Source organism: Vibrio comitans (genome assembly GCA_024346835.1).
GTDB classification, from domain to species: Bacteria; Pseudomonadota; Gammaproteobacteria; order Enterobacterales; family Vibrionaceae; genus Vibrio; species Vibrio comitans.
This window is the reverse complement of record AP024867.1, coordinates 1084066-1110198: the sequence shown is the minus strand read 5'-3', so window position 1 is coordinate 1110198 and position 26133 is coordinate 1084066. Positions and strand designations below refer to the sequence as shown.

The 26133-nt window shown below is 42.8% G+C and carries 23 protein-coding genes; 14 read left to right on the top strand and 9 right to left on the bottom strand.

Features of this window, described 5'->3' with window-relative positions; translation table 11 throughout:
• Nucleotides 1-107 precede the first annotated feature (107 nt).
• Genes OCU46_RS18475 through OCU46_RS18465 form a run of 3 tightly spaced genes read right to left on the bottom strand, consistent with a single transcriptional unit; the run spans nt 108 to nt 3834 of the window.
• Complete coding sequence (locus OCU46_RS18475; RefSeq protein ID WP_141271264.1) at nt 108-1292, bottom strand: MFS transporter; 1185 nt, start codon at nt 1290-1292, stop codon at nt 108-110.
• Entirely contained in the window at nt 1289-3217 is a 1929-nt protein-coding gene (locus OCU46_RS18470; RefSeq protein WP_141271265.1) for a monovalent cation:proton antiporter-2 (CPA2) family protein, read from the bottom strand. Before OCU46_RS18470 ends, OCU46_RS18475 begins: the two co-directional genes overlap by 4 nt.
• Nucleotides 3214-3834 carry an NAD(P)H-dependent oxidoreductase gene (locus tag OCU46_RS18465; protein WP_208733538.1) on the bottom strand — a complete coding sequence of 207 codons (621 nt, stop codon included), beginning with the start codon at nt 3832-3834 and terminating at the stop codon, nt 3214-3216. The genes OCU46_RS18470 and OCU46_RS18465 overlap by 4 nt, the downstream gene beginning before the upstream one ends.
• Nucleotides 3835-4198: 364 nt before the next feature.
• Here OCU46_RS18465 and nhaD point away from each other — a divergent pair, with 364 nt between their 5' ends.
• The 7 genes from nhaD to rsgA all read left to right on the top strand — a co-directional run bounded on the left by nhaD (nt 4199) and on the right by rsgA (nt 10393).
• On the top strand, nt 4199-5620 hold the full coding sequence (gene nhaD / locus OCU46_RS18460) for a sodium:proton antiporter NhaD (protein ID WP_141271289.1): 1422 nt from the start codon (nt 4199-4201) through the stop codon (nt 5618-5620).
• A gap of 89 nt (nt 5621-5709) precedes the next feature.
• Entirely contained in the window at nt 5710-6816 is a 1107-nt protein-coding gene (locus OCU46_RS18455; RefSeq protein ID WP_141271267.1) for a M20/M25/M40 family metallo-hydrolase, read from the top strand.
• A 166-nt stretch (nt 6817-6982) separates the two neighbouring features.
• A complete protein-coding gene (locus OCU46_RS18450; protein WP_141271268.1) occupies nt 6983-7897 on the top strand; it encodes a polyprenyl-phosphate transporter in 915 nt (304 codons plus the stop codon).
• Nucleotides 7897-8334, top strand: coding sequence for a hypothetical protein (locus OCU46_RS18445; RefSeq protein ID WP_141271269.1), 438 nt, complete (start codon nt 7897-7899; stop codon nt 8332-8334). The genes OCU46_RS18450 and OCU46_RS18445 overlap by 1 nt, the downstream gene beginning before the upstream one ends.
• Nucleotides 8331-8936 carry an SCO family protein gene (locus tag OCU46_RS18440; RefSeq protein ID WP_141271270.1) on the top strand — a complete coding sequence of 202 codons (606 nt, stop codon included), beginning with the start codon at nt 8331-8333 and terminating at the stop codon, nt 8934-8936. Before OCU46_RS18445 ends, OCU46_RS18440 begins: the two co-directional genes overlap by 4 nt.
• Nucleotides 8933-9364, top strand: coding sequence for a copper chaperone PCu(A)C (locus OCU46_RS18435; protein WP_141271271.1), 432 nt, complete (start codon nt 8933-8935; stop codon nt 9362-9364). Before OCU46_RS18440 ends, OCU46_RS18435 begins: the two co-directional genes overlap by 4 nt.
• Nucleotides 9365-10393: a ribosome small subunit-dependent GTPase A gene (gene rsgA, locus OCU46_RS18430; protein ID WP_141271272.1), complete on the top strand. Its 1029-nt coding sequence runs from the start codon at nt 9365-9367 to the stop codon at nt 10391-10393. It begins immediately after the preceding gene.
• A gap of 537 nt (nt 10394-10930) precedes the next feature.
• Here the strand turns inward: rsgA and OCU46_RS18425 are convergent.
• Nucleotides 10931-12307: an alpha-amylase family protein gene (locus tag OCU46_RS18425; RefSeq protein WP_141271273.1), complete on the bottom strand. Its 1377-nt coding sequence runs from the start codon at nt 12305-12307 to the stop codon at nt 10931-10933.
• 342 nt (nt 12308-12649) lie between these two features.
• Nucleotides 12650-13069, bottom strand: a complete 420-nt coding sequence (locus OCU46_RS18420) for a DUF1353 domain-containing protein (protein ID WP_141271274.1) — start codon at nt 13067-13069, stop codon at nt 12650-12652.
• A gap of 165 nt (nt 13070-13234) precedes the next feature.
• Here OCU46_RS18420 and OCU46_RS18415 point away from each other — a divergent pair, with 165 nt between their 5' ends.
• A complete protein-coding gene (locus tag OCU46_RS18415) occupies nt 13235-13873 on the top strand; it encodes a D-Ala-D-Ala carboxypeptidase family metallohydrolase (protein WP_141271275.1) in 639 nt (212 codons plus the stop codon).
• 149 nt (nt 13874-14022) lie between these two features.
• Here OCU46_RS18415 and queE read toward each other — a convergent pair whose 3' ends face one another.
• From queE to OCU46_RS18395, 4 genes are all read right to left on the bottom strand, one after another.
• Nucleotides 14023-14670, bottom strand: coding sequence for a 7-carboxy-7-deazaguanine synthase QueE (queE, locus tag OCU46_RS18410; RefSeq protein ID WP_167495376.1), 648 nt, complete (start codon nt 14668-14670; stop codon nt 14023-14025).
• Between the two features lie 19 nt (nt 14671-14689).
• The gene (queD, locus tag OCU46_RS18405; protein WP_167495371.1) at nt 14690-15052 is read right to left on the bottom strand and encodes a 6-carboxytetrahydropterin synthase QueD; all 363 of its coding nucleotides are present in this window, start codon (nt 15050-15052) and stop codon (nt 14690-14692) included.
• 155 nt (nt 15053-15207) lie between these two features.
• Complete coding sequence (locus OCU46_RS18400; protein ID WP_141271278.1) at nt 15208-16212, bottom strand: porin; 1005 nt, start codon at nt 16210-16212, stop codon at nt 15208-15210.
• A 1257-nt stretch (nt 16213-17469) separates the two neighbouring features.
• Nucleotides 17470-18048 carry a class I SAM-dependent DNA methyltransferase gene (locus OCU46_RS18395; RefSeq protein ID WP_141271279.1) on the bottom strand — a complete coding sequence of 193 codons (579 nt, stop codon included), beginning with the start codon at nt 18046-18048 and terminating at the stop codon, nt 17470-17472.
• Between the two features lie 174 nt (nt 18049-18222).
• Here OCU46_RS18395 and OCU46_RS18390 point away from each other — a divergent pair, with 174 nt between their 5' ends.
• From OCU46_RS18390 to OCU46_RS18365, 6 genes are all read left to right on the top strand, one after another.
• Entirely contained in the window at nt 18223-19101 is an 879-nt protein-coding gene (locus OCU46_RS18390) for a LysR family transcriptional regulator (RefSeq protein ID WP_141271280.1), read from the top strand.
• Nucleotides 19102-19274: 173 nt separating this feature from the next.
• Nucleotides 19275-20171, top strand: coding sequence for a cation diffusion facilitator family transporter (locus OCU46_RS18385; RefSeq protein WP_141271281.1), 897 nt, complete (start codon nt 19275-19277; stop codon nt 20169-20171).
• A gap of 476 nt (nt 20172-20647) precedes the next feature.
• Entirely contained in the window at nt 20648-23776 is a 3129-nt protein-coding gene (locus OCU46_RS18380; protein WP_141271282.1) for a response regulator, read from the top strand.
• Entirely contained in the window at nt 23776-24273 is a 498-nt protein-coding gene (locus OCU46_RS18375; RefSeq protein WP_244311398.1) for a hypothetical protein, read from the top strand. Before OCU46_RS18380 ends, OCU46_RS18375 begins: the two co-directional genes overlap by 1 nt.
• Nucleotide 24274: 1 nt before the next feature.
• Complete coding sequence (locus OCU46_RS18370; RefSeq protein ID WP_141271283.1) at nt 24275-25366, top strand: outer membrane protein; 1092 nt, start codon at nt 24275-24277, stop codon at nt 25364-25366.
• A gap of 342 nt (nt 25367-25708) precedes the next feature.
• A complete protein-coding gene (locus tag OCU46_RS18365) occupies nt 25709-25975 on the top strand; it encodes a hypothetical protein (RefSeq protein ID WP_141271284.1) in 267 nt (88 codons plus the stop codon).
• Nucleotides 25976-26133: the final 158 nt, after the last annotated feature.

The window sequence follows — 26133 nt, the reverse complement described above, 5'->3', positions numbered from 1 at the left end:
AGAATACATTTAAAAGAAGGATGGAACGAAGGAAGGTAACGCCCTCAGAGCATAAAGCTATCCGCTACTAAGTTGATTGCCTTCCTTTATATTGACTACAACTAAAGTTAAACCCTACCCCAACTAAAGAATCTAACTTCATTACCTTCTGTTGGTTTCGCTGGGATATTCAGAGACAGAATGAGAGAAACCGCAGCCATCATCGCCCCGATAACAAAAACGAGCGCAGGAGAAGTTAACCAAATCACACCAAAGGTCACAGGAATGACTACTGCGGCGATATGGTTGATAGTAAAACTTACACCCGCTGTAGAGGCCATATCGGCGGGATCCGCAATTTTTTGGAAGTAGGTTTTTATTGCCAGTGCTAAGGCAAAAAACAAGTGATCAATAACATAAAGTGCTGCTGCCCATTCCGCGGACTGAACGAAAGCATAGCCAAGGAAAACCCCAATTAAACCAATGTATTCAAATACCAAGGCCTTGCGCTCACCTACGACTCCAATAAAACGGCCAATTTTCTTCGCGAACAAAAAGTTAAATAAGTAGTTGACCAAAAACAGTAAGGTGACATCGGCCGCTGAATAACCAAACTTCTCAACCATCAGGAAGCCAGCAAATACCGTAAATATTTGCCTACGAGCCCCACTCATGAAGGTAAGAGCGTAGTAAAGCCAGTAGCGCTTTCTTAGCACCAATTTTTTATTTTGAACGGTATCAGTTTTGAATTGGGGAAAACCTATGGTCATCAGAGCCACTAACACTAGAGCTGCACCGCCCGTAATGGCATACACCACAATATAATCGAGCTTTAACACCTCTAGCATTACCCACAATGCGCCATAGGTAAGTAGTGAGGCTAGTGCGCCAATGGAGATCATCTTCCCCAACATTTCCGGCGCCTCATCTTTGGACAGCCATTGTAATGAGAGCGATTGTTTCAAGGTTTCAAAGTAGTGAAATCCTGTCGACATCAATAGCGTGGTCAACAATAAGCCCGTTACACTAGGGAAGAACCCCGTAAGGAACGTGCCTAGGCTTAACATGAACAGCGATACCAGCATGAACTTTTGTTCTCTGATAAACAAAAGCACAAACACCACGGTAAATGCCAAGAACCCTGGAATTTCCCGAACGCTTTGCAATAAACCGATATCCGCGCCATCAAAGTTCGCGCGCTCGATAACAAAGTTATTCAAGAGCGCCATCCAACTTGAGAAAGCGACGGGCACCACAATCGAAATCAAGATTAGAAAGTTTTGTGGTGTTTGCCACGATTTATGTTGTGTCACTCCGACGAGTCCTCAAATTTATCTGCATATCCTTTTGGTGGCGGTGTCCACCCTCGTTCAGAGCGAGTATGGTTATCACTGCGATCTGAACCCATAGCGTCACGTATTTTATCTTCCAACTCAACAAAAAGTTTGATGAAGTTGTTATCAAAGCGCTCGCCTTCAGCATCATCGAGCCAAGCATGATATAAGTTATCTGAGCTTTCTTTCTCTACCTTGATATAGGAGTTCCGTTGCTGCTCTATTTGGAATGGATGGAACCCCATACAGCGAAGCGCTACCGTCCCGACTTCTAATGCAGAATGGAAAGTCTCACTTTCTATGTGACTAGCACCCGCTTGTCGGAGTTGATAAGAATGTCCTCGGTCAAAGGCACGAGCAATAACTTTCACATGCGGATAGGTGTGTCTCACATACTTCACCAACTCTAAAGAAGCCTCTTCATTATCTATCGCAACCACAACCGCTTTAGCATGTTCAATACCAGCGGTGTGTAATAGATCGGGCTTGGTAGCATCACCAAAGTAGGTTTTTGTACCAATTTTTCTTAAGTTAGCGACCTGAGTGGCCTGATGATCAAGGACAACGGTTTCAACACCATTATTGACCAGTAAGCGATTAACGATCTGACCAAAACGACCCACGCCAGCAATGATCACCGTACCGTGCTCGTCAATAACATCAGCTTCTTCATCTTGGTTGCTCGCTTTCTCATACTTAGGAAGAATGACCTTATCGTAGAAAATAAACAGTCCAGGAGTCAGGAACATTGAAAGCGCAACCACCAGCGACAATGTGGTCGCAATATCGGTTGGTAGAACGTTGTTTTGCATGGTAAAGCTGAGCAGTACAAAGCCAAATTCACCCGCTTGCGCCAAGCTCAAGGCGAATAGCCAACGATTAACCCCTTTGATCTTAAAGGCGATAGCCAGCGTCCAAAGTACAAGGCCTTTAAGCAACATCAGTCCAAGTGTCAGACCGATAATGACAAAGAAATCACTGAATAGAACAGTAAAATCGATACCTGCACCTACAGTGATAAAGAACAAACCAAGTAACAAACCCTTGAAAGGTTCAATATTCGATTCCAGTTCGTGCCTGAATTCGCTGTTAGCCAATACAACGCCCGCAAGGAAGGTGCCTAGAGCAGGAGAAAGCCCCACCAGTCCCATTAGCGCTGCAATACCAATCACCAACATTAAAGCCGTTGCGGTAAATATTTCGCGAAGCCCTGATGCCGCCACAAACCTAAACAAAGGGCGGCTAGCAAAGTGACCGCCGACCACAACAACGGCTATCGATGCTGTTATCACTAACCCATAAGCCCAGCCAGGTAGCCCTGCAACCAAACTTAACTCAGGGTGATGATCCGCACTTTCACCCACTGCCGTCTGAGCCAATTCTACTAATTCAGGTAAAGCGAGCAGAGGTATGAAGGCCAACATCGGGATCACTGCGATGTCTTGGAATAGCAGCACAGAGAAGGCATTTTGACCACCTTCGGTTTTGGTCAGCCCCTTTTCATTAAAGGTCTGCAAAACAATAGCGGTAGATGAAAGTGAGAAGATAAGACCGATCGCTAAGGCTATTTGCCACTGCATATCAAGAACTAACGCAATCCCCATGACTATGCCAGCAGTTCCGACAACTTGAATACCGCCGAGCCCCATAAGGCGATTACGCATATTCCACAGCATCTTAGGCTCAAGCTCCAAACCCACTAGGAACAACATCATCACTACACCAAATTCAGCAAAGTGCTGAATCGTCGTAGTTTCTTCGCCAACAAGACCTGCGATGGGGCCAATAACCACCCCTGCAATTAAGTACCCCAGTACAGAGCCAAGCCCTAGACGCTTGGCAATAGGAACAGCAATAACAGCCGCGATCAGATAGATAAATGCCTGCAAAAAGTAACCTGTCATAACTGCGCTCCTTTAATCACTGCGTCCAAGTTACCGCTAATTTGAGGTAAAGACGCTGCGAGGTTTTCATCAACCTTTCCTGCCACTAACGCTTCTAACAATTGCTTCCAGTTTTTGACATGTTCTGTAACTCTGCCTTCTTCCAGCGCTGTTCGTGAACCAAATAAAACAAACGGAGCCCAGTAATTCATGCCCGTTAATGCCGCAGTTTGCTCTATCGGATGCAGTAATTCTCGAATGGTATAGTGGTTGTAGCCATCCGTTTGGTACGCATCTTCCTTACCTCCTGCTGTGATAGCGCAGAAAAATTGCTTGCCTTGAATCGCAGTACCTTCATGTCCGTAGGCAAAGCCATACTCGAGTACTAAATCCTGCCACTCTTTGAGGATCGAAGGTGTGGAATACCAGTACAAAGGAAACTGGAAAATAATGATGTCATGATCCAACAAACGCTGCTGTTCGCGTTCAATATCAATATCGTACTTTGGGTACTCACTATAAAGGTCAACACAGGTGATACCGGGGATCTTTTTTGCCGCTTTGTATAACGCAACATTGACCTCTGAACGAGACTGAGAAGGATGGGCAAATAACAACAATACCCTTTTGCTAGTCAATGGGGAGTCTTGACCGCTTGTTTGTTCACTCATTATTAATCCTTTAAGTTTCTTGCAGTTAGCCTGTTAAAACTAATAGCAAAACATCGGTTACACAAGTGACTGGAACAAACAAATAGCGCCTTACAAGATGCATTTGCGCAACCCAAACCACCCTTCAAATTAACAAAGTTATTTCATCTGCCTTGCTAAAGGGTGATCTAATTCAAGCTATTGTTTTCATTTCAGGTTTAGGCTAGGTGGGTCTGGTTCTCTTTGTTACTTGGCTTTGTTTAAACGTCCGTTAAGTCTAGTCAATCAACAAGGAATACTGTTTACGTTAATTAATCATCTGCAAGGAGTCGCAGTGAAGTCTTTCTCGTCTATGTTGTGCTTGGCGCTCGTTTCTCTTTTAGTCTCCCCTGTCGCCATTTCTTCCACCACTCATGCTATGCCAGACCTGACTCAATCAGGTGTAGGATATGCCGCTCTCGTTATCTTTGCACTGGCTTACTGCCTCGTGATGGGAGAGGAGGTCCTCAAGCTCAGAAAATCGAAACCGGTATTACTTGCTGCCGGACTAATCTGGATATTAATTGGCTTTACCTTCCAGCGCTTAGGCCAGATGGATGTGGCTAAATCTGCTCTGGACCATAACCTACTTGAGTACTCTGAATTACTGCTTTTCTTGCTGGTTGCGATGACTTACATCAGTGCTATGGAAGAGCGCCGGTTGTTTGATGCCCTGCAAGCTTGGATGGTTGGAAAAGGCTTTAATTTACGCTCTTTATTCTGGCTAACCGGCATCCTTTCATTCTTTATCTCACCAATCGCCGATAACCTGACTACTGCTTTATTGATGTGCGCAGTGGTTATGAAAGTCGGAGGCACCAACTACAAGTTCATTAACATAGCCTGTGTCAATATTGTTATTGCCGCAAACGCAGGAGGTGCGTTTAGCCCATTTGGCGATATTACGACCCTGATGGTATGGCAAGCAGGCCACGTTGAGTTTATGCAGTTTCTGACGCTGTTTGCACCTTCTGTGGTCAACTACATAGTGCCTGCAGTGATCATGTCTTTCTTCGTACCGAAAACAAGCCCAGATGCCGTGCATGAATACGTTGAACTCAAACGTGGGGCTAGACGCATCGTCGCATTATTCATCTTAACCATCGCGACTGCTGTCGCTTTCCACGGCTTACTGCATTTCCCGCCGGTGATTGGCATGATGATGGGACTGGCCTATCTACAATTTTTTGGCTTCTATCTTCGAAAAACACTTCCTCGCTCTCTTGCTAAAAAGCGTGCGGTTGCCGAAGCTCATCACGATAAAGCCGCATTAAAGCGACTTGGCTCTGTAGTTCCTTTCGATGTATTTAGACGAGTTTCCCATGCCGAATGGGACACCCTGCTGTTCTTCTATGGCGTGGTAATGTGTGTAGGAGGCTTAAGTCTACTTGGTTATCTTGGGTTAGTTTCAGAGATCATGTACACCCAATGGGATCCTATTTGGGCTAACGTCATGGTTGGAATACTCTCAGCAATTGTCGATAACATTCCGGTGATGTTTGCGATTTTGACCATGCAGCCAGAGCTTTCAATGGGCAACTGGTTATTGGTCACCTTAACCGCAGGTGTGGGTGGTAGTTTATTGTCTATCGGCTCAGCCGCTGGTGTTGCATTAATGGGAGCCGCTCATGGTAAGTATACCTTCTTTGGGCACCTAAAATGGATGCCGATCATTGCCCTTGGTTATGCTGCAAGTATCGCCACTCACCTATGGGTTAATGGCCATCTATTCTGAAATCGGACGCAAAATTGATCTGCATCAAGGGCGTGTAGCACGCAATATGTGTAACTATCCGCTTCATGAATAGATAAAGAAGTAATTCCATGACACAAGTAGATCAAAATCGTCTCGTAGATAACTTTCTACAACTGGTAAAAATTGACAGCGAATCAGGCAACGAGAAAGAAGTTGCTATTGAAATCGAATCTCAGCTTCAGCAACTTGGCTTTGACGTAGAGCGCCTTGCCGTGCCTGAAACTCTGTCCAATGGCTTTAACATCTATGCCAAATTACCAGGCAAACTAGACGGTAGCATCGTACTAAGCTGTCATATGGATACGGTAACTCCAGGTAATGGCATTGAGCCAGTAATCAAAGACGGCATCATTAGCTCTGCAGGTGACACTATTCTTGGTGGTGACGATAAGTCAGGTATTGCGGCTATCATCGAAGCTATCAAAACCCTTCAAGAGAACAATGTCGAGCACAAAACCATCGAGATTGCGTTCACTGTTTTTGAAGAAGGTGGTCTACATGGCTCGAAGCAATTTGATTGCAGCAAAATTGAATCAGAGATGGGTATTGTTCTAGATTCAGGCGGCCCTATCGGTACTATCATTGCCGTAGCTCCAGGTCAGCAAAACCTGAAGGTAAACATCACTGGTAAGCCAGCACATGCTGGTTTAGCACCAGAGCAAGGCATCAATGCCCTGACTGTTGCCGCTGATGCTATCGCCAACATGAACCTGTCACGTATCGACGAAGAAACCACTGCCAATATCGGTGTCGTAAAAGGCGGGCAAGCTACAAACATCGTAATGCCAAGCCTTTACATCGAAGCAGAAGCACGCTCTCTTGATGAAGAGAAATTAGCAAAGCAAGTCGCTCATATGGTTGAAACCTTTGAAGCAGCGGCAAACAAGCATGGCGCTGAAGTTGAGATCGTTTCAACTCGCGCATACAACCCGTTCCAGATCCCTGAATCACACCCTCACATCCAAACGGTAAAAGAAGTCTTCACTCAGTTGGATATCGAGCCAATCGTGACTTCAACCGGTGGTGGTAGTGATGCCAACATCTTTGCTGAAAAAGGCCTAACTATCGTTAACCTATCTACGGGTATGGCCAAGGTACACACAACCGAGGAGTACATCGCTATCGAAGATATGCGCAAGATTTCTCAGTTCCTGATGAGCTACTTAGCAAAATAATATTTTTAGCCTAGACCCTAGGGTCTAGGCTTTTACTTCTAACTTGATGCTCAAAGCTATCCGCTAACAAATTGTCACCTCCTAGAACCAAATAATTCCATTTCCCCTACCCGTCATTTCCCTTACAATAACAACCATTAACGGACTTGGCTTCAAAACTAACTTTATGAATTACTTCACCAATTTCCTCAAGGGAATGGCTATGGGCGCAGCGGACGTTGTACCCGGTGTTTCTGGCGGCACCATCGCGTTTATCACTGGCATCTACGATACCTTATTAGAGAGTATTCGCCGCGTGAACCCGTCACTTCTTGGCATACTGCGCTCAAAAGGCATCAAAGGCGCATTCGAGCACATCAACGGCTTCTTCTTGCTGTCTCTTTTCGCTGGTATCTTCACTAGTATATTAACGCTAGCTAAGCTTATTTCGTGGTTGCTGGTCACCCACCCAGTTCCACTATGGTCCTTTTTCTTTGGTCTGATATTAGTATCGGTCTGGCATATCATGCGCCAGATTACATCCTTTGACCTTATGAAATGGGTCGGCTTTGCAATGGGGATTGCGCTTGCATTTGCAATTACAGTACTCAACCCACTCAATCTCGAACCAACAGCAATCAACATTGTTCTATCAGGTTCTATCGCTATCTGTGCAATGATTTTGCCTGGCATCTCTGGCAGCTTTATTTTGCTGTTGATCGGTATGTATGGCCCTGTCATTGGTGCCGTAAAAGGCTTTGATATTGGCTTTCTAATGCTATTTATGGGCGGCTGCTTGTGTGGTCTGCTGAGCTTCTCTCATCTACTATCATGGCTTTTAAAGCGCTTTAGAGATATTACCCTGATGTTCTTGGTTGGCCTTATGGTCGGTACACTGCCAAAGATTTGGCCATGGAAAGAGACTCTGACCTGGCGCACTAACTCAAGTGGTGAGCAAGTCCCGCTCTTGCAAGAAAACCTCATGCCTCACAATTTTGAATCGATTACTGGTACACCGTCACAAACTGCGCTGGCAGTGGTAATGATGTTGGCTGCGATTGGTCTAGTATTGGCTTTAGAGAAATTTGCTGAAGACAAATAATGAACAACATTTTCAAAGGCCTAGCTTTCATACTTGCTCTTGGGCTAGGCTTTTTTGCTAAGGATATCTATCAAACTACTCAAAATTCCTTAGCAAATGCAAAACCAAAATCTGATATTGAATATTGCCATCTCTCGACTGCTGCTTGTTCGATAAATAACGCAAGAATAGTACTGGAGCAAGACGTTGTTTCGCCGATGCAACCAACTTCAATCGAGGTAAATTGGCCAGAAAACAGTGATGAGCAGCTGTGGATAGAACTTGAGGGCAAAGAAATGTCCATGGGTGTGGCTAAGTTTGTACTCAGCAATCAAGGCAATGGCACCTTTTCGGGCTCTTTGTTACTGCCCGTTTGCCACAGTGATTCAATGACATGGATTGGTTCAATTCAGTCTTCAACCGAAACACTTCCCATCTCAGTAAGGATGCAAAGATGAGCAAAAGTTGGACGCTCACTATGATTGTCGCTATTGCATTAGGTTTCGGCGTTAAATCATATTTAGATGCCCAAGACCAGAAGCAAGTCCAAACACAAACAGAACGTGCTGATCCCCCTTTAGTGACAGGGGTCAACGGAGAGGAAAAACCTCTGTTTAACCCTGACGATCCTCGGATCAATGTGGTTTATTTTGGCTTTACTCGCTGCCCTGATGTCTGCCCTACTTCTCTTGCTATGCTAAGCGCTGCGTTACACCAAGTATCAGAGGAATCATTAGCTAAGATACGTCCTATCCTAATCACTTTAGATCCAGAACGAGACTCTGGTGATGATGTTCATCAATACGCTCAGTACTTTCACGAGAATTTTGAGGGATACCGAGCAGCACCAGAAACACTCGAAGCTTTGGCAAATAAGTACGGTGTTATCTATATCAAAACGGAGCTGGAAGATTCCGCTCTGGAATATACCGTTGACCACAGCTCCTACTTTTACTTTCTCGCACCTGATGGCACTGAAATGACCAAGGTGCAACATACCCTCACTCCGGCCCCACTTGTTAAAGCTATTAATGACATCACAATGGAGATGCAACCATGACAACTCGCTTTCTTACTTTCATCCTAGTGCTACTTTCACCCTTTACGTACGCTAGCAATGTAGTTTCAGTTTCAGGTGCATACGCGAAAGAAACACCTCCTACTTCCACCACCAGTGCAATATTCTTAACAATCACTAACCCAGCTGCAGAGGGGCGCGCTCTTGTTTCGGCAAAAACTCCTGCTGCTGAAGTTACAGAATTACACACTCATGCTATGCAAGACGGCGTGATGAAAATGCGAAAATTAGACAAGATAGAGCTACCTGGTAAAACTGACACGGAACTTAAGCCACATGGCTTACATATCATGTTGTTTGGCATCAAAGAGCCATTAAAAGAAGGCATGATCATTCCTCTAACACTTACTTTTGATACAGGTCGTATGCTAAACCTATCAGTACCTGTCAAAAAGATGATGATGCACTAAATGAACCTACAAAACCTCGGCTGGCAACCCTTTTTTCAGCAGCAGCTGACCCTTGATGATTATGAAGACTCAGTTGTTGCTCGCATTTCTGCTCACCATCGCTCTGGTTATCAACTAATTACAGAGCAAGGTGAAGTGTCTTTGCCAATGCACGAATCTCTGCCATCAATGACAGTAGGTGATTGGGTGCTGCTGGATCATGAACAGCAGTTCCAACGCCGTTTAGAAAGAAGCTCTTTGTTTTCTAGAAAGGCTGCAGGCACAAAGCTTGCAGAGCAATACATCGCAGCCAATATCGACACTGTATTTATCGTAATGTCTTTAAATGACGACTTTAATCTCAGCCGCGTTGAACGCTACCTCGCGTTAACCAACGAGGCGCAAGTTGAGGCCGTTATTGTATTAACCAAAGCAGACCTGTGTGACGATGCCGAGGCACTAAAGCAACAAGTTCAATCTCTAGATCCCATGCTTATGATTGAAACCGTCAATGCGCTGGAGTTTGATAGCGCTCAGTCACTTACTGCGTGGTGTAAAACAGGGAAAACGGTCGCCTTTCTCGGCTCTTCGGGTGTGGGCAAGTCCACTCTCGTGAACACTTTGCTTCAAACCGAGGCCCAGAAAACCGGCTCCATTCGTGAAGACGATAGTAAAGGACGACACACTACGACAGGACGAACTATTCATCCTATGCCAAGTGGTGGTGTACTTCTCGATACCCCTGGAATGCGAGAGTTGCAACTCGCCAATGTAGCCCAAGGGATAAGCGAAACCTTCGCTGATGTGGAAGAAATTGCCTCGCAATGCCGTTTCTCTGATTGCTCTCATCAAAACGAACCAGGTTGCGCAATTCAAAAGGCGCTACAGTCAGGTGTGTTAGACGATCGTCGTTTGAACAATTACCTGAAATTACAACGAGAGCAAGCTCGCAACAGTGCTTCTCTCGCTGAATTACGCTCCCATGATAAGCAACTGGGTAAAATGTACCGGTCAGTGCAGAATGAGAGCCGAGCTAGGAAGAACAAGTAAGCATTATTTACTGTTGTTTCGAACGCATCATACTGGGAAAAACGCAGTGTTTATCCAGTATCTTGGAGCCTACGAAAGCCAACCAAAGGCACTTTTTAAGATCCTGAATCGAGTTCAGGATGACGCGTTTTGGGCCACCTAACTGCAAACTCAAATCTCATCGTCATACTGGAAAACACACCGTGTTTATCCAGTATCTTGGAGTCTATAAAAGCCAACCATAGACACTTTCTAAGATCCTGAATCAAGTTCAGGGTGACACGTTTTTGGCTACCTAACTACAAGCTAAAACCCCATCGTCATACTGGAAAACACACCGTGTTTATCCAGTACCTTGGCGTCTACGAAAGCCGACCATAGGCACTCTCTAAGATCCTGAATCAAGTTCAGGATGACGCGTGCATAACCATCCACCAGCAAATTAAATCCCAGCCGTCATACCGGAAAACACGCAGTGTTTATCCAGTATCTTGGAGTTTACGAAAGCTGGTCATAGGCACTATCTAAGGTCCTGAATCGAGTTCAGGATGACGGTGGTTATTCACCGACTAAACAGCAATAACCTTTAGCTGGTATATCCAACTCTAAATAGCCATCAACCGGAAGTATGCCCAGTTCTTGCACGATATCAAACATTGGCTCATCCCAACGGATACGAATCGCCTTAATCTCGTCAGCCTTGTTGATGGCGACTAAGCCACGCTCTCCACGGCTAAATAGCAAGTGGTCATCACTGGCTTCCAATACCACCATACGAGCACTATGAACGTAATTGTGGAAATCGATAAGCGTTTTCATACGCGGATCTTGCCACGCATTCATCCAACGAGGGTTCCCTTCACAATCAAGGATGCCACTGGTATTGAGGTCGGTATAGACCAATGGCACGCCACCATCTCGGCAAAGTACGTAGCAATACGCCAACCACTCATGTTCTTCAGGCATAATCAAACCTTGGAACACGTCATTGTTTGGAATATCGTGGGTAATGGCGAAGGTAATTGCCCGCTGACGCTTCAAAGCTTCACCAAAGTTATAGGGATCTATCAGCGCAGACATACGTCCTTTTGGCTGAAACGCTTGCAATACCGTGTTGAACAAAGGGAAATCGTAAGCGCCAAGCTTAGTCTTCTTCAGATACGGCTTAAGAAACAGCTCATACTCTTGCTTGGTTGCACCACCATCAGTAATGATCTCACCAAAAATGTGCACGCCTGCTGTAATCTCTTTTGTCCATACTTTACGCAACTGCTCAATAGAGATATGTTTTGCTGCGTCAATCCGGAAACCCTTTACTCCCATCGCCTTCATAGCGAGTAGGTAAGCTTGCTGCTGCTCAATGACATGCTCACAATCACGCAGCGTAGGTAAACCAGGATCGTTAGCACCGCCTGTTATGCGCCCGTTCTGTACTTGCCATTTGTCCTGCCAGTCCTCGATACCAAACGCCTCTACAAAGTCATTCTCCGTAAATAGAGGTTCACGAAGATCACCAAATAGTTTTAAAGATTCGTAATATTCTGGGTCTTTCGCGTAGTCTTCAAGCTCTTTCTGGCTAGGGTATTGCAAGTCTGAACGCAAGTATGACTCATTTGCCATGTGATTAAACACAACGTCAATGTAGACAAGAATGCCGTAGTCATTTAAGCAAGACATCATGGTCTGAAAGTCCTGCGTATTACCAAGTTCGTTATCTATAATGCGATAGTCTTGCGGTTGGTAACGCTGCCACCAAGCAGTGCCTTTTTCATGTTTCAACGACTTCATCGGCGGTGAAACTAAAACTGTTTTATAGCCTAATTGGCTGATCTGCTGAGCCTGCTCAGCAATCTGTTGATATGGCCAATCAAATGCATGCAAAATGACATCAGTGGCTAGTGTTGAACTCTTGTTTTGAGTGATGGGGTTTATCATGAAACACCTTTTACAACTTAGGCTGCTGTTTCAGCCGATACCCATACACTACAAGATACGTGCCATATCTAGAATCATCCCAATACAAGTAATCATGGGGTGAATGAATGATATTGCGGGGTGGAGCTACAATTAGGTAATAGCTCACTAAGTATGAGATAAAGGCTTAGTTAGTATAAAAATCTGTTTATCAACTAATCTTGAACATTAAAATTCAGTGTACCCTCTGCAAGTCAGATGATGATATCGCAGTATTATGACAATGATATGTTGAGGAAATAACGTTAAGTAACAAACATGTTTGCTGGGGTTTGACTTCGCTCTCATATGGGGAGAGTTGCGTTAACGCCAAGGGGCTTTCAGGGTCGGTTTCTTATTACGAGGCTCGGTAGCCGGTTTACCTCCAATTTTTAAGCCGAGATAGAACATCTGGGCAGTAAGCTCATCAACGCCATCATTTATGCATATCTTCTTGAATAATTGATCCGCCGCTTCTTTCTTGTTTGCTGGTAGGAGCTGACAGCGCAATATCTGATATAAAGCATCATGAACCAGCGATGCTCTCATGTTTCTAGTCGTATCGACAACAGGGCCAGATGGGCCATCCCAAGCATAACCAGAGCGAACAGTAAGCCATCCATCAAGACTCAAACCAATAAATTCCATATCTACTGTTTGGTCTGGGAAAATATCAATCTTGATAATAAAGTCTTCTGCTAATTGATACTTATAACCCGATCGATACGAAATATACTCCGACATGATGCCTCACCGCTCAACAAAAATCTCCCCTGTAAACTTAGCGGAGTTATCGCACTGCACTCTTATATTTTCATTCAACAACTAGACTAGTTAAGATTTCGTGATTCAGATCCAATTTTCATTTTGTGTCTATAATGTGAACATTCCATACAACGGAGCACTATCATGATTCGATTTGTCTGCCTATTGTTATCGACACTAACCTTCACAGCCTCAGCCAATGAACTAATGAAGCTTTATATCTCGGAAGAAGATTGGGAATACAACGATCTGGTTGTTTCTGTCAAAGGTTACAAAGTACCAACTCGAGCTGCATTTAGGGGTTGGATACTGATGAATCAAGCTCAAAAACCCGTTAAAGAGATAGCTGACCAAATGTTAGCTTCGGGTATTACCGAAGTACCAATGAAAACAATGCCAATGCACCTAGTACTATTGCAAGGAACAAACTGGGCCATGAATGGCACTTCTGTATTTACCCTACCTGATAACAAGCAAGTCCCTAATATGGTTAGAACGGTGAAGTTCATCCAAGAACATGTTGAACCGGTACTTGGCCCCCTAGTGCCTGTTTCTGGGGATAGAGATCAGTACTACAACGAAACTTCTGGAGGCGCTTCACGTAGCCAGCACCTGAATTTTTGTGCGCTTGATTTAGTCCCAATTAACGACTTAAGCCGAGAAGAACTTCATAAGAAATTATGGTCAATCTATAAAGAGAAAGGAAAAGCCAACAACATGGGGATGGGTCTATATTCTGGAGTCCGCTTCCATATAGATACCTGTGGATATAGGAATTGGTAAAGTTCAGCTATTAGCTAGACTGAATATCAACGTCATTCCCGCATGCTGTAAGCGGGAATATCCACAAACTTGAGATCCCCGATTAAACTGCTCGGGGATGGCTACATTTGCGCTTAGGGCTGAAAGCTTCTAACAACCAGCGTTACATTCTAAGCTATATCTAAGTATTTATGTGTTTGTACCGACAAGCGCCAATTATTGGCTATACACGTGTCAATACACAGCTTTGTGGCTCTTGGCTTTTGGCTGATAGGTTGCAGCAGAACCTCAACTCCATCTTGAAGCTCGCTCACTTTAAGCAAAGCCTTCAGATCATCAATATCTGATTCTTTACCTACTGGATGCTTAACCTCATTAGCACGAGACATTGCACTCGGCTCAATTGGAAGCTTACCCTTCATACCAATCTTTGGTGAAACCGTTACCCAAGTGTTGGCCGTTGCCTGCACTTCAAATGTACCACTCGTTTCTATTTGGCAGCGAAAGCCTTTTGCTTCAAGCTCTGTAGTCAAAGGGAACAGATCATACTGACATGGCTCTCCGCCAGTAATAACAACATGTTTTGCTGAGTAGTGGTCAAGGCAGTATGCTACTAACTCAGCTTCACTCGTACTGCACCAACGCTCATCATCACCTTTTTTTAATAAAACAGTTTTGAAATCCGTCTCATCTTCAAGGTTTACATCCCAGGTTTGTTTGGTATCACACCAAGCGCACCCTACTGGACATCCCTGCAAGCGAATAAAGATTGAAGGCACCCCTGTAAAGAAGCCTTCACCTTGTATGGTTTCAAACATTTCATTGATTTTAAGCACGTTATTCACCCGTGTAGATGCAACCAGCAGTGCAAGTTTCTTTAATTTCTACCTTGCTTAGAAGCGGCAGTAACGGTTTTGTTTGCTCATATACCCATTTCGCCAACACTTCACTAGTTGGGTTTTCAAGACCTTCAATATCATTGAGGTAATGATGGTCAAGGCGATCGTAGATTGGTTTAAACTTCTCTTTCACATCACTAAAATCGATAATCCAACCCGTATGGGCATCCACTTCACCTTTCAGGTAAAGGCGAACCAAGAATGAGTGTCCATGTAGGCGACCGCATTTATGTCCCTCAGGAACATGAGGCAATTTATGGGCGGCTTCAAACATAAATTCTTTGTAGATTTCGGTAGTCATAGTGATCTTCTATAAGCTGGGTCTAAACGGACCTAAAAGAGAAAGGCACGGATTGTAGCAAGTTTAGCCCAAACCCCCAACGAAAACTGAAGTTGCAAGCAAAAGAAAAGGCAGAGCTTTCGCTCTGCCTCCGATAGGTATTCTATAAAAGAAAGTTATAGATAGTATCGAACACCTAGAGCATACTTATCATCATCGTCATCTGCGTAGTCGTTACCCAAATCTAACTGGTAACCCGCATAGCCAACAAATGTTGGAGTAATATTGTATTCCACCTGTAGAGCCATTTGACTAAATACTGTTCGGCTATCATCATCATTTTCATGAGACTCATAGTTTAAAGAGAAGTTAAGGCTATTCGCTAACGCGAACGCTGCAATTAATTCAATACTAGTCGAATCATATACGCCAGCTCCACCGTCTGCATTTCGGAACGAATCACCCATCTCATAAACAGCGGCTACAAATAAGCCATCACCGTAAGAGCCATATTTCGCTGAAATTAGATTACCCATAGCGTCATCGTCTGAACCGCTAACTGAACCAGTAGTAAATGCGTAGCCTACGAAGATACCGCCTAAATCAAAAGACAATCCTAGTTGCCCTCGGTTGCCGTAGTTAGTGAGGCCTTGGGTATTATCACCCTGCCAACCAGCACCCAGATTGAAGTCAATGTTGTCACCAAAATTAAAAGTTTTTCGATAGGAGATCATTCGCTCCGCACGTCCGGTACCTAACTCGTAACCATTCGCGTATAAAAAATCATTGGCAAAAGCGATTGGCATATCTGCAATACCGCCGATATCATAATAAGGCGACCATTGAGTACCACCAACGCCGCGGCCCCAGGTATCATGGGTTACGCCGATGTAACCTAGACGAGTAGAAAAGGTGTCACCTCCCCCCTCTAATGTTTCAACACTCCACTCACCCTTAACATCTGCACTCCAACCACGACCTAACTCTTGAGTCGCATTAATGTTGATACGAGGTGATATTGATTGTACTTCAAGCTCGTCATCAGCATCGTTACCGATACCCATTGAGATATGTCCACCTACAGAGAACGTTGAGCCACTGTTGTTATACAATTCCACTGCCAGAGCCTGACCGCTAAAAGCCATACCTGCAATTACACTTGCTAATACTGTCTTTTTCATAATGTCTTTCCATTTACCTATGTGTATAAAAGTTGTGCTAAAAACACTGTAAATGTCGTACGACTCAATCGACTTTTTTTTATTATTTGCAAATTGCTTAACGCTCATTTGCTCAAGGCAACTTACAGAATGAATTTATATTTCCATCTCTCCCTTGGTTTTAAACCACTAATTTGTGGTCTAGTCCTACAAATCACCTTTTGTATCAGAGTAGTAATGATTTTTTAATAAACCAAATAAAAAACGTGCGTAGATCACATTATAAATAACTTATTGGTTATATAGCGTTCAAAACGCAGTAATTGCTGGCTTTCAAGAGATCTATTAAGCCCTCGAACAGTCATTTTTTGGTGATTATCTAAATTGGTAATATATGGGATTCTTGATGATGTTTGCGATTGATATATAGGGGAATATAGATAGGAAGTTATGTCTTACACTCAGTTTTACGTTGAACTAACTGATAGTCAGTGTAAGTAAGGTTAGTGATATTCTAATAAACACTTTAATCATTTAAGAGGAGAAATTGATACGTTTGTAACGGAGGAAAATATAGATATCTCTATTCATCCAGTGAATTAATAGTTGGATAATCACTGTAATTTTTCGAGCACGATGAAATGTTTTAAACTGGTTATTGTATGGACCAACACAAGTTATCCTGAACTTGGTCCAGGATCTTAGAAAGTGCTCATGGCAGGCTTTCGCAAGCACCAAGATACTGTATAAGTACTGCGTGTTTTCCAGTACGACGGAAGTGTTACTGTGTTTACGACTATCGTAATGGTTAGGTGACCTATCACCCGTCATCCTGAACTTGATTCAGGATCTTAGAAAGTGCAAATGGCAGGCTTTCGTAGTCACCAAGATACTGGATAAACACTACGTGTTTTCCAGTATGACGAAAGCGTTGCTGTATTTACGAATACCACGATGGTTAGGTGACCTAACACCCGTCATCCTGTGCTTGGTTCAGGATCTTAGAAAGTGCCCATGGCGGGCTTTCGTAATCACCAAGATACTGGATAAACACTACGTGTTTTCCAGTATGACGGTAGTGGCGCTGTGTTTACGAATACCACCATAGTTAGGAGACCTCACACGCGTCATCCTGAACTGGATTCAGGATCTTAGAGAGTGCACATACCAGGCTTTCGTAGACACTATGATACGGGATAAACACTTGCGTGTTTTCCAGTATGACAGTGGGTTTGAACTCTCAGTAGGCTAATGTAAACAACGTAGCTGACTGATCCGTTACTTGTAAGCTACACCCATTAGTACAGGCAAACTTGTGCCATCTTTCATCTCGATCTCAAAAGGAATAGAGATTTCTATATCACTAAAGCCAGCTTGATGAAGCATCGAGTGTGCTGACTCTTGGGTTAGTCCTTCTGATTCGTCTTCACTCAGCCAATCCCAATGAACAAATATTCCTTGCTCATCAAGTAGTGAATAAATAATCGTCGCTGCTTCCTTAAAATCAGGAAGAAAGCCACAGACCGATGAGGCAATAACTAGATCAAACTGTTTTCTGAATGCCGGGTGCTGTGCCACTAATCCACGAGTAAGCTCGTCAACGACTGGTTCTACATTCATTAGGGTTTTCTTATCTAGCTCTTCAATCATGGCTTCAGAAGCATCCAAAGCAACCACACTACGCGCAAGCGGGGCTACTCTTTGACTCAACAAGCCAGTACCACAACCAAAATCTAATATATTGGCGCCTTTGAGTGAGTGAAGCGCTTGAAGCTCTGCGAAAACTAGATCTGAGAATTGAGCAGTTGCTGGGTCATTCTCCCACTCAGCAGCATAATCATCCCAATTGTGCACCATCTGACTATCCATCCTAAAGTTTTTTGCCTACGCTGAGTAAAGCAAATCTTGGTAAAAAAAGATACAAAATTGCATTTAATACAAAGAGATATTGGGCTTAGATCATGTGTCGCTTGATTTTTCATCACCCAATCAGTTAATTTTGAAAGCCTACACATTCATAAATGAGAACAAATGAACCTTTCCCACATAGAAGCCTTTGTTCAGGTTGCCCAACATGGCTCCGTGTCAGAAGCGGCACGGCAACTCGATTGCAATCGTACCAAGCTCTCTATGGCAATCAAAGCCCTAGAAAAGGAGTTGGACACCGAACTGTATATTCGTAGCGGTAATAATCTTGAGTTATCAGAAGCGGGTAAAGCCATTTTCAAAAACTGCGAATCTATGTTGGTGACTGCATCTCGTATCAAACAAACGTGTAAACACATACGTGGTGATTTCACTGCAGAGGTATGGATAGCGCGAGATGACGCTATTCCAGATGATATATGGCAAGCGCTCTCTCATCGACTCAATGACAAATACCCCGCTACCACCTTTAATATCATATTGGCTTCCAGTGGTGATCTCTCTAACTTGGTAGAGACTAAGCAAGTGGATTTCGCATTTGGCGTGGACTATGAGCGAGTAGACGATCCTAGGATAGAGTTTACTCCCATTGCTAAAATTAGAATGATGTCTGTGTGCAGATCAGATCATCCATTGAGCAGAAAACGCCGCGTATCTGATGAAGAACTGCGCAACGCTATGCAGGTTACACTGGCTTACCTCAATGAGAAAGACAACCCAGAGTTACTGCCCTTTTCCCTCAAGCATATTGGATTCTCTAGTTTTGATTATATCCTCAGTACCATTCAGACCGAAGCCGCTTGGGGTGTACTGCCAGAACCATTGATTCGTCACCTACTTAGAGATGAGACGTTATCAGTCATCAAGCATACGTACGGCCTCACTCAAGAAGAGTTTTGTATGTTCTCTTCAACGGGTATGGAAGCGCATCCAGGTATGGTTTGGCTCTGTGATAAACTCAGCGATTATCTATTTGATTTCTAACCACCTCAGTGGGTGTCAATATTCATGACACCACAGTATCACCCTATCTTGCTGATATTAAAGAATATTATTAGATAACATCGAACCTTGTAAAGTTGCTGATACAAACTTTGATTGAAAGCGCCCTGCCACTAACAAACAATAAACAGACTTAATAACTTAAAAGGTTCACCATGAGTGGCAGGAAAAACACCTCTGAGCGTCGCATTCTTATTTATTCAGCCCTGTTAACACTTGGCTTTGCCGTCGGTGGCATTGTCTTGGGTAACTGGGTCGGCTCTATGGTTATTATTTTTGATGGCGCATATTCTCTTATTAGCTTAGCGTTAACTTTATTGTCACTGCTTGCAGCAACGCTAATGGCACGTCCATGCAGTAAACGCTTTCCTCATGGCCTAGCAGCACTAGAGCCTATCGTCATCGCTATTAAAGCAACCGTTATTTTAGGCTTAGTTTGTATATCCATCTATTCCGCTATTAATGCCGTTTTTAGTGGGGGCAGAGAAATCGATACCTCTATTGCCACCTTGTTTGGACTAATCAACGTGATTGGCTGTGCCTTTGGCTGGGCAATGGTAGCTAAGAAGAATAAAGACATCGGTTCTGGTCTGATCGCTGCAGAAGTAAAACAATGGCAAATGGATACCTTAATAAGTGTGGCTGTACTTTTGGGTTTTGTTACGGCATGGATGATGCTGCAAACCTCACTAAGCGCATACGCTGTGTACGCTGACCCTGTGATGATGTTATTGATGGCTGGTTATTTCTTAAAAGTCCCTGCTGTGATGCTTAAAGAGGCAGTCTCTGAACTACTACACATGTCAGCGGATAAAAGCCTCTGCAAAGAAGTGAAGCAGTGTGTCACCGAAGTACCGTCTAACAACGAAGTTGACCTAACGGTATCCTCAGTCACCAAAGTAGGCAATGAACTGCGCATAGATATAGACCTGCATTTAGAACAGCAGGGGCAGATAGCATCAAAAGATATTAAAAAAACACGTTATTACTTAGCAAAAAAACTTAGCCATTTACCATATAAATGCCAGTTAAATTTAAGTTTAGTCGGCTGAAGAGCACAGAACTATAGTCATCCCACTGAATATCTCATGACGCTTTACTCGCATCAGTTCTTTGGCTCATTATTTAATGGCATGAATTGATTTGTTGATTTCACTCAGTTTCAATATATAACTGCTCATTACGGTCGCTTGATAGAGAAATATCATTATTGCTTTTCTAGTGACCTGTATTCCTTAATGAAATTAGCGTATTGAGTGCAATGACAAAGTGCCAATGGGCAACATTCTCAATACACTCATGCCCTAAATTTAATCTGTTCATTCAACCGCGGCTTATCATTCTTAACTGCCATTATCCCTGCACAATCTAGATTTCATAGATGCGAGCACTTCCATTTACAATAGTGATGACAGCCTGTATTAAAAACTCAAACCCCTTAAACTGAAAACAAAGCCTAAAGATTTTCTTTGAAAACTATTTCTGACTCCTATACTGCCCGTCAGTCAATTGAATATGGAAGTTCAAGGTGAGTAATTTGTTTTCTTGGAATGACCTCTCAGTAAAGTACAAGTTGTTCAGCTTAGTACTGTTGCCGATTATTCTGCTTCTCCTTTTAGAAGGAGAGCAGTTATACCGACTCTCTATGCAAGCCAAAGATCTTGAGCGTGGGCAGAAATTTTCACACTACATTAATCAGATTTCTTATCTCTATACTTTACCGGACAGCACAGCCGACATAGATAAAGAAAGTTCGATAGAATCTTTAACTGAACAATTAGTTAAAGAAACACCGTTAATATTCAAAAATGGTGGTACCGCAATTCAAGAGCTCTTTGTGAGCTTTGAAGAGGCGAACCTTTCTTTGATCAACAATATGGATATGTATGAGCATATCGATATCTTGGAATGGCGCGCTGACACTTATAAACAACTCCTACTTGCAATCGAAAACGAATCATTTGAAAAAGCACCATCAGATATTCAGCATCATATATCTGCTCTTACCCAAATTGAGTGGCTGATGTTTTGGTCTCGTGAGGAGAATATACTCAGTCAATACTTAGTTTTTCTCGCAGAAGGGGAACAAGGGTACGATCATGAAATCAGTGCAGAAATAGAAGCCTTGGTGCAAAACCAGCAACTCTTCATGGAACGCTTTGTAAATCTAAATGCAAATCAAGAACAAGTATCTTTCTTAATTAGTACGTTTACTAATACTACATTCATTGACAGCCAAATGTTTAGGTCAACTTTACTAGACCAAGGACAATTTGACGCATTATCTCCTGCTGAGATACGTGCAGGGCTCTCAGCTCTGATAGACCGTCTCGCGCTATTACAACAAGTCAGCGATAAAATAAGCGAACAATTACGCGCTGATCTAGACAGAGAATCAACAGCTGCAAATCAAAAGCAATTACTGTTCATTTCATTAATGCTGTTCGTGACCATCATATTAGTCACTCTCGCAGTACGCTTAGCTCGAAGAGTAACTGGAGACCTAAATCTAGTGCTCGCGTATTTGGGACGTGAATCCTATAGCGACGATACTTCGCTCACAGACCAAATAAGAAGTAGAGATGAACTAGGTAAATTTGCACATAAAGTACAAAACTTAAGTAGCGAGCGTGAAGAGGCACGCCAAAAGCTCACTCGAGCTAAAGAAGATGCAGAGCAAGCTAAAGATGACGCCATACGAGCGAGTAAAGCAAAAAGTAGTTTTTTAGCGAATATGTCCCATGAAATCCGTACCCCCCTAAATGGTGTTATTGGTATTTCTGAAATCCTTTCTGGTACATCATTAGATGCAACCCAACGAGACTATGTAGATACTATAGAAACCTCGTCACAACTACTATTGAGCCTAATTAACGATATTCTGGATTTCTCCAAAATTGAATCAGGAATGCTTCTTATCAGCCCTCATTCGACCTGTATTAGAGAGTCCCTCTACGATATTGCTTCTGTTATCTCTCCTAAAGCAAAAGAAAAAGGCATTGACCTTGAAGTATCTATAAGTCCAGACACCCCATATCAACTGATGGTTGACGATCACAGACTTCGTCAAATAATCATGAACTTTGCTTCAAATGCCGTGAAATTCACCGAAAAAGGTGCCGTGCATCTTATCATCAACACTCGTGCACTCTCTGACACAACGACAACTATAGAGTTTGCTGTTCAAGATTCTGGTATCGGCATCGACAAACAGCAACAGGAGAATATCTTTGAACCTTTTACTCAGGAAGACGACTCCACTACTCGTCAATTTGGTGGCACAGGCTTAGGCCTAGCTATAAGTACGCAATTAGTCGAACTCATGGGTGGCGAAATAAAGTTAGAGTCTGAAAAAGGTCGGGGTAGCCGATTTTATTTCAGCTTAGAATTGCCAGTGGTGGAAAAATACTATCAAGGTTCATCTTCACTTCATTCAAGCCAAGTTTGGCTAATATGTGACGATAAAGCCAAGCAAGAGTCACTTCGCAATGAATTAAGTTTCTATAATATCCCTGTCAGCAAAACTATCGACACCTTAGTAGAGGCACCTAGCGTTGCTACCGGCGATACCACTCTCATATTTTTTGAAACAACACCTAATCAAGCCAAAACGATTGAAGCCGAAACCAATGATTTGGGTTCCGACAATATACGTCTTTGCCTGATTAAGCACTTACAGAGCGAAAGAGTTAATTTCGGAGACAAGGTAAAGGCTATCTTAACCCAACCTCTTCTTGGCAAACGGCTTCTTAGGGCTATTGAAAGTTGTGAAAATAGCTTTAAAGCACAAGCATCCAGTGAAAACAATCCTGAACATATTGAACACAAAATTCTTATTGTCGACGATAACAAAGTAAATCAAAAAATCGCTAGCTTACATGCCCAGAGACTAGGGTTCCCGTCGGACACGGCTTCCTGTGGTACTGAAGCCGTTGAGATGTACAAGAAAAACCGATATGCGCTAATCCTGATGGACTGCATGATGCCTGAGATGGACGGATTCCGAGCCACTGAGCAAATTCGGAAAATTGAAAGCGAGAATAATTCCGAATATCGCATTCCTATTATTGCATTAACGGCAAGTGTCATTGATGACGATATTCAAAAATGCTTCGATGTGGGTATGGATGACTATATGCCTAAGCCTTTCAAACTTGAACTTCTTAAGACAAAAATAGAGAAAGCAATACAGATTCCTACCACCGTTCCTGATGACTCAAGTAAGAAAGTGCCACTCAATCAATCCAATATTACTTTGCCAGAAATAGGCTCATCCCCTAGTCGGGCTGAAAGGGTACTCCTAGTAGAAGACAACTTGGTAAATCAAAAAGTGGCTTCAGTCTTATTGAGCAACGCTGGCTTTGACTACGAAATCGCAGAAAATGGACAAATTGCAGTAGAGATGTTTCAGCGAGACCGTACTTTTGACGTGATCTTAATGGACTGCATGATGCCGGTTATGGACGGTTTTCAAGCCACCAAGGAAATTCGAGCCTACGAGAAAGGCGAAGGTCTTATAAAAACGCCAATTATCGCTCTTACCGCCAGTGTTATCGATGATGATATCCAGCACTGCTTTGATTCTGGTATGGATGCTTATGTAGCAAAGCCGGTGCGAAAGGAGAAGCTGCTCGATCAAATTGAGAGTGTTATGTGATGATTTTATTAACTGTTATTACAACTCATTTATCAAAAATCAGAGCAACAGAAATAAGAAAGTTTATTTGGTTGCTCACCCTTTTGATATTTACAACGGCTTTTAACTCTCATGCTGATGAGGGAAATGAGTATGCCATTTTCTCGCTAGATTCAACCTTCGATGAGCTCAGTATCGCTAAAGCTCGTCAACTCTACAGAGGAAAGACCAAACGTCTTCAAGGGAAGCGATTTGAGCTATCTGATTGGCCTGATAGTTCCATTCAGCGCTCAGAGTTCTATCGAGTCTTACTGAATAAAAACGTCGCTCAGATGAATGCTCATTGGGCTAGTCTTTCTTTCTCTGGTAAAGCACGCCCACCAAAAGTGATCAACAACCCGGATATGAACACCCTTTTAGAATGGATGAATGAAAAACCATACCGCATTGGTTATGCCCCTGTTGATAGCCTTCCAACCAACGCAAATATTATTTTCATCTTACATTCGGAGAAATAGCATGAAGAAATCAATTATTACTCTAACGCTAGCCACGTTTGTACCAACCAGCCATGCTGCAATCGAACTCTCTGATAACTTTTCTTTAAGCGGTTTTGGGTCTACGTCATGGGCAAAATCGGATAACAAGATGCCGCTTTTAGTTAATCATGGTATAGATGATGAAAGCTGTTTTGATTGTGATACAACCTTTGGCTTACAGCTAGACTTCTACTTTAACGATTTCAAAGCTTCAGCCCAGGTTGTCAAACGGCCTCAGGATCACTGGAGTGAGCCAAAACTAGAATGGGCTTATATCGCCTACAACTACGACCCATTTGAATTTAGGGCTGGTCGTCTTCGTATGCCTGTTTTTCTGGCTTCTGAATACTATTACGTTGGTCATGCCTTTACACCAGCACGCCCACCAAATGAAGTATACGATAGCATCCTAGGAATCACTGCATTTAATGGTTTATCTGTATTATGGAATTACGAACTAACCGATAGCCTCACCCTAGTCACTACACCTTTCGTTGGTTTTCGAGATGAGAGTACTGTTGAGCTGAACAGCAATACGGAACTAAAATTTACAACCAACAATATGTTTGGAGTTAACTTTGTATTAAGTGGAGATTACTACCGTTGGAATTTTACTTACTTAGACTCTAATTATGATCAAGAAACTCGACTAACCGGCCTAATGACCAATATTCCAGGGATAGGCTCGGTACCTGTTCCTAACCTAATTCTCACCGCTGAAGATCAAAGTATTCAACTCTTCTCACTAGGTACTGAGTATGAATTTGGAAACTTTACTCTTACCATCGAAGGCCAAACCAATGACATAGCATCATCGTGGTATGCACAAGGAAGTTACAGCATAAACCGTTTTACTCCTTACGCCATCTTTGGACAGAAATTTGACGACCATGAGAAAAGGACTGGAGACAGTTACTTGCTGGGTTTGAGGTATGACGTTCACTTCAATGTATCCATTAACGCTGAGTGGCAATATTTTACCGCTTATCAAAATGCGTCAGGTGGATTTGAGTCTGCTCCAATCGATGATAATGCAAACTTGTATACTGTGATGCTCAATTTTGTATTCTAGTTGACTCAAAAACCATAAAAGTAGAATCATTATGCACTCAGTGCGTAATAATCTCTTACATATCATTAGGTCTACTTATGCTAAGCATAAGTATTTTACAGTACAAAATCGAAACGAAAATTGTTATGATTCTCATTAAATCAATATCTTGAGCTAAAAATTTGGTCTTCTTTTGATATATTCATCTATCTGAATAGTCATAAAGTAGGAAGCCCTTAAAAAGAATTACTATTCACAAAAAGCGACAATTAACTCATTCTAGTAATTGTCGCTTCATAGTATGTGGTCATTCTATTTTTGTTAAAAATGATGCAGGAGATATCATAAGAAATGACCAGTCAGATGAAAAATACAACTTCAACATACGATAGTGCGTCAACTCAGAGTGATGCCCTAGAATTTGTTAGCAAGATTATTCAAACTGAATTAGCTATTGGGTACTATTTGAAGGTCTCAAATACCAACGATACGCATATCGAAGTGACTATCATTAGCCCCGAAATCAACTGCCCAGTCACAATCAAGGTGCCAGTTAACTTCTCAAGTGAAAATGATAATGTTAAGAATTGGAAGCGCATAAAAGAAGAAATAAGCAAGTGTCTTAAGTGATACAGAACACGGATTATCTAATCTGTTGTAGCTTAAAGTTTGTCAAAAGATAACTCTTCGAACTTGCACCAATCTACATAGAAATCCCTACTACCTAAACCCGCAATAAAGTATTAATACTCACGTCGAAAACCGCTCGAAATTAACCGATTATCAGC